Origin of the sequence: Paludisphaera rhizosphaerae (assembly GCF_011065895.1) — a bacterium.
In the GTDB taxonomy this organism is placed as follows: Bacteria; Planctomycetota; Planctomycetia; order Isosphaerales; family Isosphaeraceae; genus Paludisphaera; species Paludisphaera rhizosphaerae.
On sequence record NZ_JAALCR010000006.1, the window covers coordinates 33,647 to 49,441 of the forward strand.

General features: G+C 67.2%; 12 protein-coding genes. 5 read left to right on the forward strand and 7 right to left on the reverse strand.

Translation table 11 applies throughout. From position 1 onward, the window contains the following. Positions 1-364 precede the first annotated feature (364 nt). The gene (locus G5C50_RS09145; protein WP_165068076.1) at positions 365-1,333 is read left to right on the forward strand and encodes a GGDEF domain-containing protein; all 969 of its coding nucleotides are present in this window, start codon (positions 365-367) and stop codon (positions 1,331-1,333) included. Here the strand turns inward: G5C50_RS09145 and G5C50_RS32910 are convergent. Beyond that, on the reverse strand, positions 1,323-3,074 hold the full coding sequence (locus G5C50_RS32910) for a tetratricopeptide repeat protein (RefSeq protein ID WP_165068079.1): 1,752 nt from the start codon (positions 3,072-3,074) through the stop codon (positions 1,323-1,325). The two genes, G5C50_RS09145 and G5C50_RS32910, sit on opposite strands and share 11 nt — an antisense overlap. Further along, positions 3,071-4,075 (reverse strand): YybH family protein, encoded by a 1,005-nt coding sequence (locus tag G5C50_RS09155; protein WP_165068082.1) that lies wholly within the window; start codon positions 4,073-4,075, stop codon positions 3,071-3,073. Before G5C50_RS09155 ends, G5C50_RS32910 begins: the two co-directional genes overlap by 4 nt. A 291-nt stretch (positions 4,076-4,366) precedes the next feature. Between G5C50_RS09155 and G5C50_RS09160 the strand changes: the two genes are divergently transcribed. Next, the gene (locus G5C50_RS09160) at positions 4,367-5,128 is read left to right on the forward strand and encodes a YjbE family putative metal transport protein (RefSeq protein WP_165068085.1); all 762 of its coding nucleotides are present in this window, start codon (positions 4,367-4,369) and stop codon (positions 5,126-5,128) included. 77 nt (positions 5,129-5,205) lie between these two features. On the opposite strand, the gene G5C50_RS09165 is transcribed toward G5C50_RS09160, so the two are convergent. After that, complete coding sequence (locus tag G5C50_RS09165) at positions 5,206-6,459, reverse strand: hypothetical protein (RefSeq protein WP_165068088.1); 1,254 nt, start codon at positions 6,457-6,459, stop codon at positions 5,206-5,208. 393 nt (positions 6,460-6,852) lie between these two features. On the opposite strand from G5C50_RS09165, the gene G5C50_RS09170 reads away from it, so the two are divergent. The 3 genes from G5C50_RS09170 to recA all read left to right on the forward strand — a co-directional run bounded on the left by G5C50_RS09170 (position 6,853) and on the right by recA (position 9,228). Further along, the gene (locus G5C50_RS09170) at positions 6,853-7,419 is read left to right on the forward strand and encodes a hypothetical protein (RefSeq protein ID WP_165068090.1); all 567 of its coding nucleotides are present in this window, start codon (positions 6,853-6,855) and stop codon (positions 7,417-7,419) included. 30 nt (positions 7,420-7,449) lie between these two features. Further along, complete coding sequence (thpR, locus tag G5C50_RS09175) at positions 7,450-8,067, forward strand: RNA 2',3'-cyclic phosphodiesterase (RefSeq protein WP_165068093.1); 618 nt, start codon at positions 7,450-7,452, stop codon at positions 8,065-8,067. A gap of 72 nt (positions 8,068-8,139) precedes the next feature. Next, on the forward strand, positions 8,140-9,228 hold the full coding sequence (recA, locus tag G5C50_RS09180; protein ID WP_165068096.1) for a recombinase RecA: 1,089 nt from the start codon (positions 8,140-8,142) through the stop codon (positions 9,226-9,228). 7 nt (positions 9,229-9,235) lie between these two features. Here the strand turns inward: recA and G5C50_RS09185 are convergent, their stop codons facing one another. The 4 genes from G5C50_RS09185 to G5C50_RS09200 all read right to left on the reverse strand — a co-directional run bounded on the left by G5C50_RS09185 (position 9,236) and on the right by G5C50_RS09200 (position 15,603). After that, the gene (locus tag G5C50_RS09185) at positions 9,236-10,564 is read right to left on the reverse strand and encodes a hypothetical protein (protein WP_165068099.1); all 1,329 of its coding nucleotides are present in this window, start codon (positions 10,562-10,564) and stop codon (positions 9,236-9,238) included. A gap of 154 nt (positions 10,565-10,718) precedes the next feature. Next, positions 10,719-11,873, reverse strand: coding sequence for a chorismate synthase (gene aroC, locus G5C50_RS09190; protein ID WP_165068102.1), 1,155 nt, complete (start codon positions 11,871-11,873; stop codon positions 10,719-10,721). Positions 11,874-12,236: 363 nt separating this feature from the next. Continuing rightward, on the reverse strand, positions 12,237-13,124 hold the full coding sequence (locus tag G5C50_RS09195; protein ID WP_165068104.1) for a phosphoribosylaminoimidazolesuccinocarboxamide synthase: 888 nt from the start codon (positions 13,122-13,124) through the stop codon (positions 12,237-12,239). A gap of 1,060 nt (positions 13,125-14,184) precedes the next feature. After that, positions 14,185-15,603, reverse strand: coding sequence for a glycoside hydrolase family 88 protein (locus tag G5C50_RS09200; RefSeq protein ID WP_165068106.1), 1,419 nt, complete (start codon positions 15,601-15,603; stop codon positions 14,185-14,187). Between the last annotated feature and the right edge of the window lie 192 nt (positions 15,604-15,795).

A 15,795-nucleotide genomic window follows, 5' to 3' on the forward strand; every position in this document is an offset into this window, starting at 1 on the left:
CTGGCCTTCCCGGCTCGCCGGGATCCGCACGCCCGAAGGTCGTTCGATCCTTCCGGGTCGTCTCTCTTTCTATCGGCGTCCGGGCCCGGTCGAGGACATGAAAGCGGGCTGGACGAGACCGACCTGAGGCGTCGAGGCCACAGTCGGGGCGATAGGCCGCGGCATTCTGCCGGAACATTCCGAACTCGGCAAGGCCAATCCACGGCACATGGCGCAGTCGTAACCTAGGGTATTCATGGAGGATGCCGGACCCCCCTGGTCGGGAAGTGATCGAGCGAGGTGCGCCATAATGAAGTCGGAACGTGAATGGAGATGGGACGCGCCGAATCCGCCGAAGAGCTCCTGGGAGACTGGGACGCAGGACGTGGCAGGCCAGACATTGGCGGCGGCGACTGTGGCGGAGGCTTCGATCCATGACTTCACCGCCGTGGCCGCCGCCGCGGCCGACGTCGAAGTGCTGCGCGGGGCGCTGGTCGCAGCGGTGAAGTGGGTGTCGGACGGGGCCCCGGCGAGCCTGATCCTGGACTCGGTCGTCGAAGAGTGCGAGCCGCCGCGGTTCGGGTCTGGCCCGGGATCGTCGGCTGTTCTCCCCATCCGCACCCACGGCGGCAAGACCTGGGGAGCGATCCTGCTGGGGAAACAACCGGATGAGCCCGCCTGCGCGACCGGTCTGACGAGGCGCCGCCTGGAGACCCTGGCGGCGATCGCGGCCCTGGCCTTTGATCGCCTGGCGATGACTCCCCGACGGTCCGAGCCCGTCGAGGTCGCGGACACGCCGGCCGATACGGTTGAGGCCGTCCACGACGCCACGTTGCTGAGCGCAGTGCTCCCCTTCGCCCTGGGACAGGCGCGTCGGAACAAGGAGCCGCTGTCGATCCTTTGCGTCGCGATCAACCAGTTGCGGGGGATCCGGGAACTGTTCGGCAAGGATGAGGCCGACCGGATCGTCGCTGGCGTGGGGGCGCGGATCGCCGGCCTGCTCCGATCCAGCGATCTTGTCTGCCGCCTCGACGATGATCGAGTGATGGTCGTTCTGCCCCGCGTCGAACTGCGAGACGCGGTTCGGGTGGGAGAGAAGCTGGCCCGGAAGATCGCCGATTCCGGCGAGATCCTGGGTGTGCCCATCGCGATCACGCTGGCGGTGGGGGCCGCCTCGCTGCCGACGAGCGCGACGACGCTCGGGGGGCTGCTGGACGCCGTCGACCTCGCCCTCTGCGAGGCTCGGCGACGCCGTCCTGGAAGCGTCGCCGCCGCGCCGCTGGTTGTGTCGGCCCGCGGCGACGAGGAGCCGACGCGGCTCCTCGTCGCCGACCGGGACGAACTTACTTGCTGAAGCTCAGACCGGGATCGTTCGCCCCTCCTCCAAGGGCCTGGAAGACGAAGTGAGAGTCGTCTTTCCAGGTCACTCGGCCGACCATGGCGTCGTTATCACCGCCGTTCCGGGCCAGAGTTAGGACGCCCGAGCCGTAGGTGTAGGTGCCGGTGATCGGCTGAGTGCGGCCCTGCTGGGTGACGTTCCAGGTGAAGCCGCCGTCGCCGTTCAGCGTCAGCCCGATGGTCGTATTTCCGTCGGGCGCAGCCTTCCAGGCTCCCACCAGGCTGAACTCCTGGCCCGGAGGCTGAGCGGGAGCCCCGGGTTGTGCGGCGGCGTCGGGTTGAGGTTGCGCGGCCGCGGGCTGCTGCTGGTCGCCGGCGCTGGTCAGAGCGGCGACGATCTGCTTGGCCAGGGCGTCGTTGGGTTCCAGCTTCACGACCTCGTTGAATTCGCGGACGGCCGCGTCGGTGTGGCCCTGGGTCAGATAGTGATAGGCCAGGACGAAGCGAGCCTGGGGCGAATCCAGGTGGGCGGAGCGATAATCCTCCAGGGCCCGGAGTTGGGCCGTGTACGTGTCGACGTCGGGATACAGGCTGATCAGGGTCGTCCAGTCCCAGCCGGGGCCGACCGAGAGAACGGCGTAGAGTACTCCGGCGGACTGATCGTACTGCTTCAGGGCGAAGAGGCAGAGCGCGCGGAACTCATGGACGGCGGCGTCGTTGGGCATCGCCTTGAGCGCCTCGTCGGTCTGCTTGAGGGCCCCGGCATAGTCGCCGGCCTTGAACGAGGCGCGGGCGGCGTCGAAGGTCTGGAGAGCCGGGTCGTTCGCCGGGGCTTCGGCGTCTCCCCCGGCGGACTTCAGCGGCTGCGAGTAATCGTAGGCCGACTGATCCTCGATCACCTGCTGCTGGACCGGCTGGCCGACGACCACCGGCTGCTGGATCACCACCGGCTGAGTGGCCACCATGGCGTAGGGGTTGGAGTACGGCAGGTATCCCCAGTTGTAATAGGACGAGGTCAGCCCCCAGCCAGCGAGGCCGCCGAGAGCCATCCCGCCCCAGAAGGCGCCGCCGTTGTTCCAGAAGTTGTTGTTTTGGCCGTGCCAGTAGCCGTTGACCCAGGCCTGGTGGTTGTTCCACCCGGGCCGGCCGCCCCAGGCCGGCGGTGGGTTCCAGCCGGGCGGGCGTCCAGCGATGTTTCCGGGCGGGCGACCACCGGGATATCCAGGATAACCCGGGCCCCCGGGACCGCCGGGAGGACGAATGCCAGGGTTGCCAGGGCCTGCGATGGGAGGCCGTCCGCCGCCAGGCACTCCTCCGGGCTGATTGAGGCCCGGACCGAGATTGGGGCGATTTCCCGGCGTCTGCGGCCGCGCGACTCCCGGCTGATTCGCAGCGGGGAAGTTCGGCCGCTGGGCTGGCGTCGAGGGCCGCATCTGACCCTGCCACCCTCCGCCGCCCGCTCCGGGGTTGTATCCGCCGCCGTAGTTCGGGCGCTGGATGTTTCCCGGAGTGGTGAACGACGGGGTCCGGTTGAACGACGGCTGGCCCATGCCGCCCCCGTATCCGCCGCCCCCGTATCCGCCGCCGCCGCGCATGCCCCCCCCGCCGTAACCGCCGCCGCCGCCGCGCATGCCGCCGCCGCCGCCGCGCATGCTGCCTCCCCCACGTCCGCCGCGTTGGGCTGATGCGGGGACGGTCTGAAGACAGAGGCAACCGGCGACGAGGCCCGCGAGGGCCGTGCGAGTCCATTTGCTCATGGCTTGCTCCCGGGAAGCTTGGAAGTCGGAGAGGCGGGCGAGGTCGCGACGGCCCTTGGCGCGGGGGGCTGACGCACGAGCGTGATCGTCTCAGAGTCCGGCAGAGCGGCGCCGCCGAGCGTTCGGTCGACCGACGCCCAGCGAACGACGTCGCGACCGGAGCGGGTCAGGATGTTGGTCGCCGAAACGGTCCGACCGTCCTTGAGGACGCCCGTCGACTTGGCGATCCAGCGATCGCTCCCCGGATCTCGCGACCAGACGGCCTCGGAGAAGCCCCCTTCGGAGTCGAAGGTCCAGGAGCGGAACTGCTTCAGCCGGGGATCCCAGCCAATCCGCTGGACCCCCTTCATCACGACGTCGCTCCCGACTTTGACCTGAAACTTGCGGGTCAGGAACGCGCCGTCTTCGGCCCAGTCGCAGGAGGTCTCGACCCGGGCGGAGTCGTCCTCGTCGAGCCACTCGCCGATCAGCCAGGCCAGATCGGCGAGATGGTCGCGCGGCGATTTGTCGGCGTCGGGGCTGGAGGCGGGATAGTCGTGGATGCAGTCCTGAAGCCACTTGCCGTCCTTGCGGACGTAGGACGCTGAATACTGGTAGCGAACCGCGTCCTCGGGATTGTCGCCCGCGCCGGAGGTCGCCACGACCGCGGAGCCCTCCTCAAGTGCGGCGTCGGCCCCCAGAAGTCTGAGGTGCTCCGTCTTCACGACGATCGTCCGGCCGGGGTCGGCGGCGAAACGTTCGGCGAAGAGCTTCTGGATGGCGGCGCGACCTTCGATGGCTGGGGAGCCCTCGGTTTCGATCCGGGCCCCCTCGGTGAACAGGGCGGCGACCGCCGCAGCGTCCCCCGCGTTGAAGGCCCGGACGAATTCCGCGACCACGGCCTCGATCGCCCTGCGATCGGTTTCACCCTGAGCGGCGGGAGCTTCCTCCGCCGCGAGCGACCGAGCGATTCCCAGCGGGAAAACCCCCGCAAGCATCAGCGCCGTCGCGATCCTGAACATGGACGACCCCCTGACTCCGCCCCGGGGGGCGGTTCTCACATAGCCTTTCGCCGTCACTCCTGAACTCCATCAGGAAGCATAAGCGGCGCCGTCGTTCGGTGCGAGCGTCGGCGTCAGGGATCGGTTCGGATTCCTTCACGTCGGCCGATGAGGTTTCCAGGCCGCTCTGGCGGGGATATGATGGACCCCTCGAGATGCTCGACCGCAGCGCGCCGAGCGTCCGCAACCCCAACCCCGGACGACGATCCTCGCCGAACCGGCGCCGCCACCGCTTTAACCTCCGGACTTCGAATGGCTTTCGACTTCGCGGCCGTGATCGCGATCCTCAAGATCATCCTCTATGATCTGGCTCTCTCCGGGGACAACGCCGCCGTCATCGGTCTGGCCGCCCACCGGCTCCCGGCGAAGCAGCGCAGGCAGGCGATGATCTGGGGCTGCGGCCTCGCCATCATCATGCGGATCGCGTTCACGCTGGTGGTTTACAAGCTGCTGGACGTTCCCGGGCTCCGTTTCGTCGGAGCGATCCTCCTGGTCGTCATCGCTTGCAAGCTGATGCAGGAGGAGGTCCACGCCGCCTCCAACCCCGACGCCGCGCCGGCCTCGCTCTTCAAGGCCGTCCAGCGCATCGCCGCCGCCGACTTTATTATGAGCCTGGACAACGTCCTGGCCATCGCCAGCGCGGCGCGGACCTGGTCGGAGATTATCATCGGGCTGATCCTGTCGATCATCATGCTGCTGTTCCTCAGCGCGTTGATCACGGAGGTCATGCGCCGGTGGCGGTTCATCGCCTATCTGGCAGTGGCCCTGCTGGCCGCGGCGGCCGGGGAAATGATGGCTCACGACGTGCACGACTTCTTCCACTATCTCCAGAGCCATTACTCGCCGGGATGGCCGGAGTTCCCCAGGTGGGCGAAGTGGGCCCTTGAAGCGGGGCTCGTCGTTCTTTGCCTCACCGTCAACTGGTGGTGGCCCGCGGCTCCGCACGTCCCCGAAGGGACGGCGGCCGAGCCTGGGCTCGAAGCCGATCCCGTCGAGCACCCCGCCGAAGCCTGATCACAGCGCATGCGAACGCCCCCGGGGGACCAAGGTCGACCCGGGGGCGTTTTCGCGCGCGGCGAAGGACGTTGCCGTCAGGCTCGTCGCGGCGGCGATCGCGGATGGGGTCGACGGCCGGTCGGGTCCGAGCGGCGACGGCCGCGGTCGGAGGCCCGGGGACGAACGCTGACCGTCCGACTCGATCGAATCGGGCCGGACGAGGTCCTGCGCGTCCGTAGGCAGCGGAGGCGACCAGGTCGCTCCCGACGAAGGGACGGCCTTCGGCTCGCGTCGCGGTCGACTGGTCTTGCGGCCGCCCGCAGCGAGACGGTCGAGACCCCCAGGGGCGTGGAACGCCCCAGAGGCTTCGGCGCGATCGCGGTGGACGGACCCGCATGGGCGGCCGACGCCCCCGACCTTTCCTCGAAACCGACTTGCTCCTGAACGTCGTCCCGGCGATCGTCCTCGACGGCGGGCGCGGGCTCGTCGTCGGCGAAGGCTTCGGGAAGGGCCTCGGGCTCCCACGTCTCGGCGAGTGCAGAGGGCGCGTTGCCATACTCCTCGTCGAAGGGACCGGCGAGTGCAGAGGGCGCGTTGCCATACTCCTCGTCGGATTCCGTGGGGGCCGCTTCGAAGGCGTCGGTCGATTCGTCCGGCGATGACTCGTCGGACTCCTCGAGACACGGCTCCGCGGGCGTCGCTTCCGTGAGCGTCGGCGATTCGACGGTCTCACGCTCCGGCGTCGATTCGAGATCGGCCGGGGGGGCGTCTTCGGATTGGGTCGGGTTCTCGGTTTCGGCGGGGGGCTCGGCCTGAACGTCGGCCCGGACGAACTTGCCGGGACCGACGCGGATCCAGGTCGGTTGCGACGACGACGCCTCGGCCAGGGCCGCCGCCTTCGCCGCTCGCTTCCCCTTGCCCCGTTTTTTACGGGGCTTGGATGGCGACGGTTCGGCGGTGGGCTCAACCGGCGCTGAGGACTCGACGTTCTCGACGACCCCCGCCTCGTCCACGTCGACTCCTTCAGCGGTCCCGTGAGAGACCGTTGCAAGGGCGTCGTCGGAGGATGGAAGCGAGGGAGTCGGATCGACGGCCTTTCGCGGCCGGGGCGTGGCGAAGATCAGGACCATCGCGGCCATGTAGACGGGGACCAGCCAGACCGAGATCGTCGCCACCACCAGGCTCGTCGCACCCGTCAGGACCAACAGGCCGACCAGTCCCCAGACCCTTCCCGAACGCAGCCCTGTGTCGGCCGCTTCGGCAAGTTTCGGGGGAGATTGGAGGGCGTCTGCGGTCCGATCGTGTCGCGATCGGCGTCCGGCGCGGCGCTGGGTCGAAGTCTCGTTCAAGGCGGAACCATCCTGAATGGCACGAGGCCGCGCCGAGGCTTTGCGGTCGCCCAGGTTTCCCCAGGCGTCGCGAGCCTGCGAGCCGGCAAGGTTTGCTCGTCCCGATCCGTCGTCGGGGGTGGGTTCGGTTCGACGAGCGAGCCGTTCCTCCCCCCTACCGTTGATCGGCCCGGGCGCGGAGTCGATTGACGTTTTCGAAGCGCCCCGCCGCCCCCTCCCCTCACCGCGTCGCGCAGAACGCTTACCGCCGGATTACCCGTTCCCGACGGCCGTCGAATTGACGAAATCCCGTGGGTTTCGGCGCGGGCCGTGTGAGATTGCCCTTGCGGTCTCAACCTTCGCGCGCGATCCTCTGACACTCGTCGATCTTTCGTTTTTCCGCGAGTTCCCTTCATGAGCCCACGTCGCAAGCGATTGTTGGCGATCCTCCTGATCGTGCCGGCCTTGATCGGGCTGGAAGTGGGTGTGCGGCTGCTGCGACGACCGCGGGTGGCGATCGTGCTGGTCAATGAGACCGGATCGACGGCGCGGAACGTTCGGGCTGTCTACGGCCTGGTGAAGTCTCCTCTCGGCGATGTGAGTCCGGGCGGGTCGTCGCTCGTCCGGCTCGAGAACGGCCCTGAAGAAGACGTGACCCTGAGTTTCGAGCAGACGGCCAATCCGGTGCCCGGCATCGTGGTCGGCGGACCCGAGTTGGAACAGGCGCGTCGCGACGGCCTGCGGATGGTGTTGACCCTCAAGCCCAATGAGGTCATCCGCTATCTGGAGGAAGACCCCGACGCCGACGTCTCATTCCTCATGCGACTCTTCCGTCAGATCCGAGACGCCGTTATGCCCGAGGAACCGACGCCGGGCGTCAGTCCTCCCTCGCGATTGCCTCGCATCCTTCGCCAACTTCTCGGACAGACCTTGCCCGATGACGCCCGGCGTGGGATTCTGGCGAGTGGTGCGAGTGCATGAATAATCGTTAACTTTACGCGACGGCGCGAAATGGCTCAGACGACCCGGACCTTCCTGGCGATCGATGTTCCACCGACGATCGCCGATCGGCTGACCAAGCTTCAGCACAAACTCGCGCCGCTAGTTCCGGCGTTTCGGTGGGTCGATGCGACGCCGTTCCATCTGACGCTCGCCTTCCTGGGGGACGTACCGTTCGCCGACCTGAACGAGGTCTGCGCGGCGGCGACTCGCGCGGCGAGGGCCTCGAAGCGGTTCGAGATCCAGGTCGCCGGCCTGGGGTCGTTCCCGAAACCGGAGCGGCCCCGCGTCGCCTGGACGGGATTCGCCGGCCCCGGGCTGGAACCGCTCGCCGCGCTGCACCGGACGCTGATCTCCGAACTCCGGAAGATCGGCCAGCCGCCGGAGGATCCCCGGTTCACCCCCCACATCACCCTCGGCCGCCTGAAGGCCGGCGCGGGTCGAGGCAAGACGCCCGTCCCGCCGCCCGACCTCTCTGCTCTCGTCGAGGAATACCGCGAGTGGAGTCCGGGCTCCTTCGTCATCGGGGAGATCGTGGCCTACTCCTCCACTCTCACTCCGGAGGGTCCGACATACGCCGCTCTCGCCCGCGCCCCTCTGGCCTCCGCTCGCGCTCGAACGGATACTTGACCAATACGCCGCGGCGTGCTACAGTAGTGATCGGGCGTACAGAACTCAGGCGGTCATGAAGGAGCCGAGGTCGTGGCGAAGCGACAGGGTGCAACCGAGGCGAAGGCGGCGCCGATCTCCGCCGAAGCAAAGGCGCTGAACACCACGATCAGCCAGATCGAGAAGGCGTTCGGCGCGGGCTCGATCATGAAACTCGGCGAGGGGAGCCACCTGGAGGTCGAAGGGATCTCCACGGGGGCTCTGTCGCTCGACCTGGCGTTGGGGGGCAAGGGGCTGCCTCGGGGCCGGATCGTGGAGCTGTTCGGACCTGAGTCCAGCGGCAAGACGACGATCGCCCTGCAGACGATCGCCAACGCCCAACGCAACGGCGGCGTGGCGGCGTTCATCGACGCCGAGCACGCGCTTGATCCCTCGTGGTGCAAGCGGCTTGGGGTGGACATCGAGTCGCTGCTGGTCAGCCAGCCGGGGAGTGCCGAAGAGGCCCTGCAGATCGCCGAGATGCTGGTGATGTCCAATGCCGTGGACATCGTGGTCATCGACTCGGTGGCCGCCCTGGTGCCGAAGGCTGAGATGGAGGGCGAGATCGGCGACAGCCACGTCGGCCTCCAGGCCCGCTTGATGAGCCAGGCCTTGCGCAAGCTGACCGGCGGCGTGTCGCGGTCGAAGTGCGTGATGGTCTTCATCAACCAGATCCGCGAGAAGATCGGTGTGATGTTCGGCAGCCCGGAGACGACTCCCGGCGGCCGCGCCCTGAAGTTCTACAGCTCGTGCCGGGTGGACGTCCGCCGGATCGGCCCCGTGAAGGACGGCGAGGAAGTCGTCGGTTCGCGGGTGAAGGTCAAGATCGTCAAGAACAAGGTCGCGCCGCCGTTCCGGACGTGCGAGTTCGACATGATGTACACCAACGGCATCTCGCGCGAGGGCGACGTCCTCGACATGGCCCTGGCCGACAAGCTCGTCGAGAAGTCGGGCTCGTGGTTCAACTACGGCGACCTGCGACTTGGCCAGGGGCGCGAAAAGGCCAAGGACTACCTCCGCGAGAACCCCGCCGTCGCCGAGGAGATCGCCGCCAAGGTCATGGCCAACCGGGCCGGGCACCTCGCCGCCGTCACTCATGGGCCGGGCGTCGACGAGGACGATGACGAGTTCGAGGAGGAGTGACCCTCAGTCAGTTCGCCCCCATCGCCCGGGAAGGCCGCGGAGCGGCGTCCTGGGGGGTGGGGAGGCAGAGCAAGACCCGCGACTCGGAGGTCAGCGGCACGAGGACGCCGGGGCGGGCGTCGGACGCGACCAGGGCCTTGATCAGCCCGTGGACGCTCGAAGCGCCCTCGGGGGCGTGGATCAGGGCGTTCACCCCGGCGGCCAGGACGGCGTCGGGCGGGTGTTCGTGGCCGAGCGCTCCGGACAGGTGGATCTCGCCGTCGGGACGGACATCAAAGGCCAGGCCCAGCGAGCCGAACTCGACCTCCGTCTTTCGGGGGTCGATTCGGCCGTGACGGCTCGACGGACGGAACTTCATCTCCCGCGTCAGGGCTGAGATCAGGTCCACCCCCGCGCTCCCCGGCCCGGCGACGAGCCTGCCGCGGGCTTCAATCCAGCCGGCCCCCTGCCCCGGCCGGTCGCCCCATCGGGCGGCCTCGATCGCGACCCTCGCCTTGCCGGTGAGTCGACGGCCGGGGAATCGGCTGGCGACCATCGCCGCGAGGTCCACGTCGTGGAGATCCCCGACGAACTCTCCCTCCCAGGGGCTCACCCCAGATCGCCGCAGCGTTAATCGGCCGTCGACGCGAGCCGCCTCGCCGATCCAGTCGGTCGCGTCGAAGAAGACGTTGAGCACGCGGCCGGGGAGCGGCGAGCCTTCGAGCGTCTTGAGGGCGAGCGTCGTCTGCACTGGGTCGGTGCGGCGGTCGCGAGCCAGCGTCAACTCGCACCGCGTCTTCGAGCCCGGCTCGGCAAGCTTGTACGAGGCCCGCAGCGTCGGCCCGCCGGCCTCGGTCGTGAGCGTCGTGGCGAGGTCCTGCACCTGGAAGGCCAGGTTTGGGCCGAGTTCGACTCGGGCGGTCGGGGCGGTCAGCGCAACGCGGTCGTAGAGGACTTCGCCCGAGCGCTGGAGGAAGCCGCCGAGCTGGTTCACGCCCTGATCGGGGCTCTCTCCACGGAGGGCGAGTTCCTCGGCGTGGACGACCAACTCGCGGCCTGAGGGGACCAGGTGAAGGGACTTCGCGCGGGCGATCTCCGCCAACCCCTTGCCGCGCGGTTCCTCCTGGCGGAGGACGATCCCCCGGTAGAGGATCTCGCCGGGCTGAGGATACGTGACCGAGTCGAGCGTGACCTGGAGCCCCAGCCGCCGGCCCAGGGTGATCTCCACGTCGCGAACGTGGCCCGGGCGGTTGATCCGCCAGGCGTGGAACGCGGTGAAGCCGGTGGGCAGGACCGTGAGAACCGTCAGCGCGGCCGTCGCCAGCCCCTGACGGGCCGGGCGCGATAGGGGGAACATCCCTGCCTCCCTCGGGTCGATCGCGCCGGGGAGATCCATCGGGCCCCGACTCCTCCGGGCGGCCGACGGCGGGCGCGATACTCCCTTTGTATCGTTTCGGCCGATCCGGGGAATTCAGCGGTGTTCGGCTCCTCGAGGTGGACCAGTTCCGGTTTTACGGGCGGTCGGCCCAGTGGTCGAGCTTCTCGCGGTTCAGGGTGTGGACGGCGGCCATCGTCGCCTTGAGCGAATCGAGGCTGGAGCCGTCGTAACGCTCGAGCAAGGCGGCGGCGATCTCGAAGCCCACCACGTTCTCCACGATGACGCTCGCGGCGGGGACGGCGCAGACGTCCGAGCGTTCATAAGCGGCCGGTGATTCGTCCTTGGTCGCCATGTTGATGGACGGCCCGCGCTTGGCCAGGGTGCTGATCGGCTTCTTGGAGGCCCGCACGAGAATGGGCTCGCCGTTGGAGGTGCCCCCCTCGATGCCGCCGGCGTTGTTGCTGGGTCGTCGGAAGCCGTAGCGGCGGTCGTCGGCGTCGTGGTTCGCGTCGTATCGGATCGGGTCCATGACCTTGGAGCCCGGCCGGCGGGCGGCCTCGACGCCCAGGCCGATCTCGACGGCCTTGATCGCCTGGATCCCCATCACGGCGCAGGCGAGGCGGGCGTCCAGCCGGCGGTCGGGCTGGACGTGGCTCCCCAGGCCGATCGGGCAGTTGGTCACGATCGTCTCCACGACCCCTCCCAGCGTGTCGCCGGCCTCGCGAGCGGCGTCGATGGCCGCGACGATCGCCGCGTCGGCCTCGGGGTTGAGCGTGTAGACCGGGCTGGCGTCGCGGACGGCGATGTCATTCGAGGTCGGCGGCGCGGCGATCCCCCCCAGCTCGGCGACGTAGCCGAAGACGTGGATCCCCACCTCCCGCAGCACCAGCCGGGCGAGCGCACCGGCCGCCACCCGCACGGCCGTCTCGCGGGCGCTGGCGCGTTCGAGGACCTGCCGGATGCCGGTCTGATAGCTGATCGAGCCGGCCAGGTCGATGTGCCCCCCGCGCGGGGCTGCGGGCTCGGCCAGGCGCTCGAGCTTGTAGTCGTTGTTGATGAGCCGGAGCGTGATCGGGGCCCCGGTGCTGATCCCCTTGAACGTGCCGGACTCGATGAAGACGCGGTCGGTCTCCAGCTTCTGGCGCTTGCCTCGGCCGTAGCCCCCCTGCCGCCTCTCCAACTCGCGGTCGATGAACGTCTTGTCGAGCGTCACCCCGGCGGGGAAACCTTCGACGATCGCGGTCAGGGCGGCGCCGTGCGATTCACCGGCGGTCAGCATGCGGAGCATGGGCGGGGTCTTTCAGATCAGAGTCGGTTCCAAAAGGGCCGGGGACTGTCCCAATTTTGCGGAGTCCGCGGAGCAAAATGGGACTGTCCCGAATGCCACGAAGTTAAGCCGTAAGTCTTGCTGAATAAAAGCTTTGTGCATGGCGACTCGGAAGGCAAACTTTCTGTTTCCGAAAGGTGCTCTCTGAAAAACCCGGGGAATACACGACTTGCCAACCCCTGGCCACAGTCAGTTGCTCTGCCGCAACATATTGAATTTCAGCGATTTGCGTCTTAGCTTCGTGGCATTCGGGACTGTCCCCTTCTCCCGGAGCTCTTTTGGAACCGACTCGCAGCCTTCTCATGGGGGCGGGTGATGCGTCTGTCAGCGCCAGGGGAACGGGCGGCCGGTCAGCCGCTCGTAGGCCTCGATGTACTTGGAACGGGTGCCGGCGACGACCGATTCAGGAAGCTCCGGCGGCGGGCTGGCCTTGTCCCAGCCGGTCGTCTCCAGCCAGTCGCGGACGAACTGCTTGTCGAACGACGGCTGCGGCCCGCCGGGATGGTAGGCGTCGATCGCCCAGTATCGCGAGCTGTCCGGCGTCAGGGCTTCGTCGATCAGCAGCAGCTCGCCGTTCTGCTCGTCGAAGCCCCATTCGAACTTCGTGTCGGCCAGGATCAGGCCCCTGCTCCGAGCGTACTCGGCGGCCTGGGTGTAGACGTCCAGGCTCTTGTCGCGGAGCGTCGCGGCGACGTCATACCCCAGGGCGTTCGCCATCACGTCGAACGAGACGTTCTCGTCGTGGCCGGTCTCGGCCTTGGTGGCGGGGGTGAAGATCGGGTCGATGCGGTCGCTCTCAACGAGGCCCGACGGCAGCGAGACCCCGCAGACTGAGCCCGACTTGCGATACTCCTTCCAGCCCGAGCCGGAGAGGTATCCGCGAACGACGCACTCGAACGGGGCGACCTGCGCCTTGCGGACGAGCATCGCCCGGCCGCGGAGGTTCTTGCGGGTCGCGTCGTCGAGCGCCAGGGGGAAGTCGTCGACGTTCGAGGAGATCAGGTGGTTCGTCACGCCCAGGCGGTCGAACCAGAATTCGCTGAGGCTCGACAGCACGCGGCCCTTGTCGGGAATGGGCGTCGGCAGGACCCAGTCGAACGCGCTGATGCGGTCCGAGGCGACCAGCAAAAGCCGGTCGCCCAGGTCATAAACGTCGCGCACCTTGCCCTGTTTCCTGGGGAGCCCTTCAAGCCCCGTCTGCGAGATCGCCACGGCCGCCTCCGCCCAACATCCGTTCATCAACGCACCCCGATGAGTCTAGTCAATGCCGGCTGCCCCGGCAATGGCTGAACGTCATCCCTCGCCTCCCCACCTCCTCGCCCGGCTCCGATTGGGTCTGATCGCTCGTCGTGGATCGTCTGGGCTACACGTGAAAGTGTATTCCTCAAAGGCACTTGCGACGGTCCTGGCGATGCACAGAATTGGCTCCGGTCGCCCACTTTCCGGAGCATGCAGCTCTTCGTTCCCCCAGATGCGACTGTCGGCCCATGAATCCCGATACACCGATGCTCTGTCTGCTCACATACCCAGCCCACCCCACCATCGCCGCCCCGGCTTCGATTGGGTCCGATTGTGCTCCCGCCTGTTGTCGAGATCAGAGAGGAAAGGTTGTTCAGGTAAGGATTTAGGTGCGATGTGTGCCTTCGTGATTTGGGTTCGATCGGCCATTTTCGTCTACCTCTTTCCATCCTCGATCGCCCCCGAAGATCCATACCCGCCCGGCCGCCACATGCCGCTTGGCCGGGCCCTCCGTAAAGTATAGTGGGCTCCAATCGCCTTTGATTTCAAAGGAAAGACGGCAGTACGCCCCCTGCATAACCTGCCCGACACGCAAATCAGGCCCTTAAGGCACGAACTTGCCCCCGGTTCCGTGGAACCCAGCAGTACGCACCTCAGAACGATTCTGTTTCTCCCAGAATCTCCAGAATGGCCATATCGGGTGCATGGCCACTGACCAGCCTTTAACCCGCCCGACACAGATATCAGGTCCTTTAGGGACGACCTTCGCCCCGCCGGGGCCGGGAATCATGACGAATACGCGATTCAGGAGAGTCCTGCTTCGCCAAGGTTTCCTAAATAGACATGTTAGGCGTATGGCCGCTGGCCCGGACGAATCGAATCAGGCGGGAAATTGAACTGACGCCGAATTTCTCTGCGTCGAAGATCGACGGCACGGGACCGTCCGGCGAATTGTCGGTTCGTCTCAGCACCTCGCCCGGCTGTTGCTGTGGTTGTCGCCCTGACCGGCGGCGAACGAACCATCGCGCACGATTCAGCCACCGTGCAGATTGTCGGTTGTCAGGAGTTCGACAGAAAAGATCAGCCCCATCGCGCCGCCCCGGTCGTCACGGCCGTTGATGGCAGGGCGGGTAAGGTAGTCCTGGAGCGACTTTTGCTTACCGGTGCCTGTGCAGACGTTGACCAGTTTCCCATCGGGACCTGTCCGTTCCAGGATGGCCCGCCAGGCGCGGACGACGCACGGCCCGTACTCCTCCTTCGCCAGCCAACCGCGACGGATCCCACGCTGCATGGCGCAGCCGATCATGCAGGTGCAGGTGTATTCGTCGTAGCTCTCGGGATGGTCGACCACCTGGTGCCAGCACCCGGTCCTGGCGTCCTGGTGAGTCTTGAGCGCGGCCATGTGCTTCCGGAAATCGGCGAGGACGCCATTCCGAGCAGGGTGATCTTCGGGCCAGTCGCTCAGCGCGAACGCGAGGCCGAGCGCCGGGAAGCCGTTGCCGCGACCCCAGGCGGCTTCACAGAGCGGCGAGTGACGGTAGAGGCCGTCGGGACGGAGGCAGAACTCGCGCATCGAGGCGAAGTGCGCCGCGGCGGCGTTGAAGTACTTCCGCTCGCCCGTCAGCTTGCCGGTTGCGGCCAGGATCGGCCCGGCCATGAAGACCGCGTCACTCATCTCATTGTGGAAGGGCATAACCTGCAACGGCATGTCGTCCTTGCCGAAGATTTGATCCGCCGCGGACCGGCAAAGCCGGATCCAGTGCCTCCGATCCTCGCCCTGTGCTCGCGACGCCAGCTCCGCAAAGACCAGATGACCCGCCTGTTCGGATCCGGATTTCGGTACGGGAGACGCCTCTTCGCGACGAAATGGGGCGACGAGATCATCAACCCATTCAGAATACTTCATGTCGCCGGTCAACTCGCTCAATCGTAGCTTGGCAATGAGTGGCAGAGCGGGAATGTAGGCAACCTGCTCGAAACGCATTCCGTAGACGGCAGCGAGTTGCTCGGCAAGCTGGCGTGGCGTGCGCGTGAGTCGATCGCCCCGCGGCTTCACCGATTCCTTGATCGATGGGTCCTGGACGGTGGCACGAGCCTGCAGGGCAGAGTTCAGGCCGACGCCGAACACTCCCGAGCACCCAACAAAAATGGCCTCGCGACGAGTGATGCCGCTACCATCTTGGAGGCCGTGCCGGCCAGGAGAGTCGATCGCCGATGGAGTCGCCATGGTGGTTTCTCCCAGGTACACGTTCCGACACATCTTCATCGCGTGTTTTGGCGACGTTTTTCCGATCATTGAACTGCGAACTCCGGGGCGTGCCAACGTGGGCCGGACCAGGTGTTGCGTCCAGATCAGCACGTTCGGGACGAGTTGCTCGGCCGGAAGTTCGATGGCGCTCGGAAAGCCTACCCATGGAACAATACTGTTCGGCACGACTTGCATATAAGCCATCGGAGGCGATTGCCTCCCTTCTCCCCTGGTGGGAGAAGGTGCCCCGTAGGGGCGGATGAGGGGGGGCATAACCGTCGGCGGACGTTGGGATCCCCCTCATCCGGCCTTCGGCCACCTTCTCCCACCAGGGGAGAAGGGAGGTTACCATCGCTTCTTCTGAAGCTCAATTCCCGTGCCGAACAGTATTGACCC

Coding starts and splice junctions, on each gene's coding strand:
- G5C50_RS32910 (WP_165068079.1), bottom strand. CDS start 3,074: ATGAGCAAATGGACTCGCACGGCCCTCGCGGGCCTCGTCGCCGGTTGC.
- G5C50_RS09155 (WP_165068082.1), bottom strand. CDS start 4,075: ATGTTCAGGATCGCGACGGCGCTGATGCTTGCGGGGGTTTTCCCGCTG.
- G5C50_RS09160 (WP_165068085.1), top strand. CDS start 4,367: ATGGCTTTCGACTTCGCGGCCGTGATCGCGATCCTCAAGATCATCCTC.
- G5C50_RS09170 (WP_165068090.1), top strand. CDS start 6,853: ATGAGCCCACGTCGCAAGCGATTGTTGGCGATCCTCCTGATCGTGCCG.
- thpR (WP_165068093.1), top strand. CDS start 7,450: ATGGCTCAGACGACCCGGACCTTCCTGGCGATCGATGTTCCACCGACG.
- G5C50_RS09185 (WP_165068099.1), bottom strand. CDS start 10,564: ATGTTCCCCCTATCGCGCCCGGCCCGTCAGGGGCTGGCGACGGCCGCG.
- aroC (WP_165068102.1), bottom strand. CDS start 11,873: ATGCTCCGCATGCTGACCGCCGGTGAATCGCACGGCGCCGCCCTGACC.
- G5C50_RS09200 (WP_165068106.1), bottom strand. CDS start 15,603: ATGGCTTATATGCAAGTCGTGCCGAACAGTATTGTTCCATGGGTAGGC.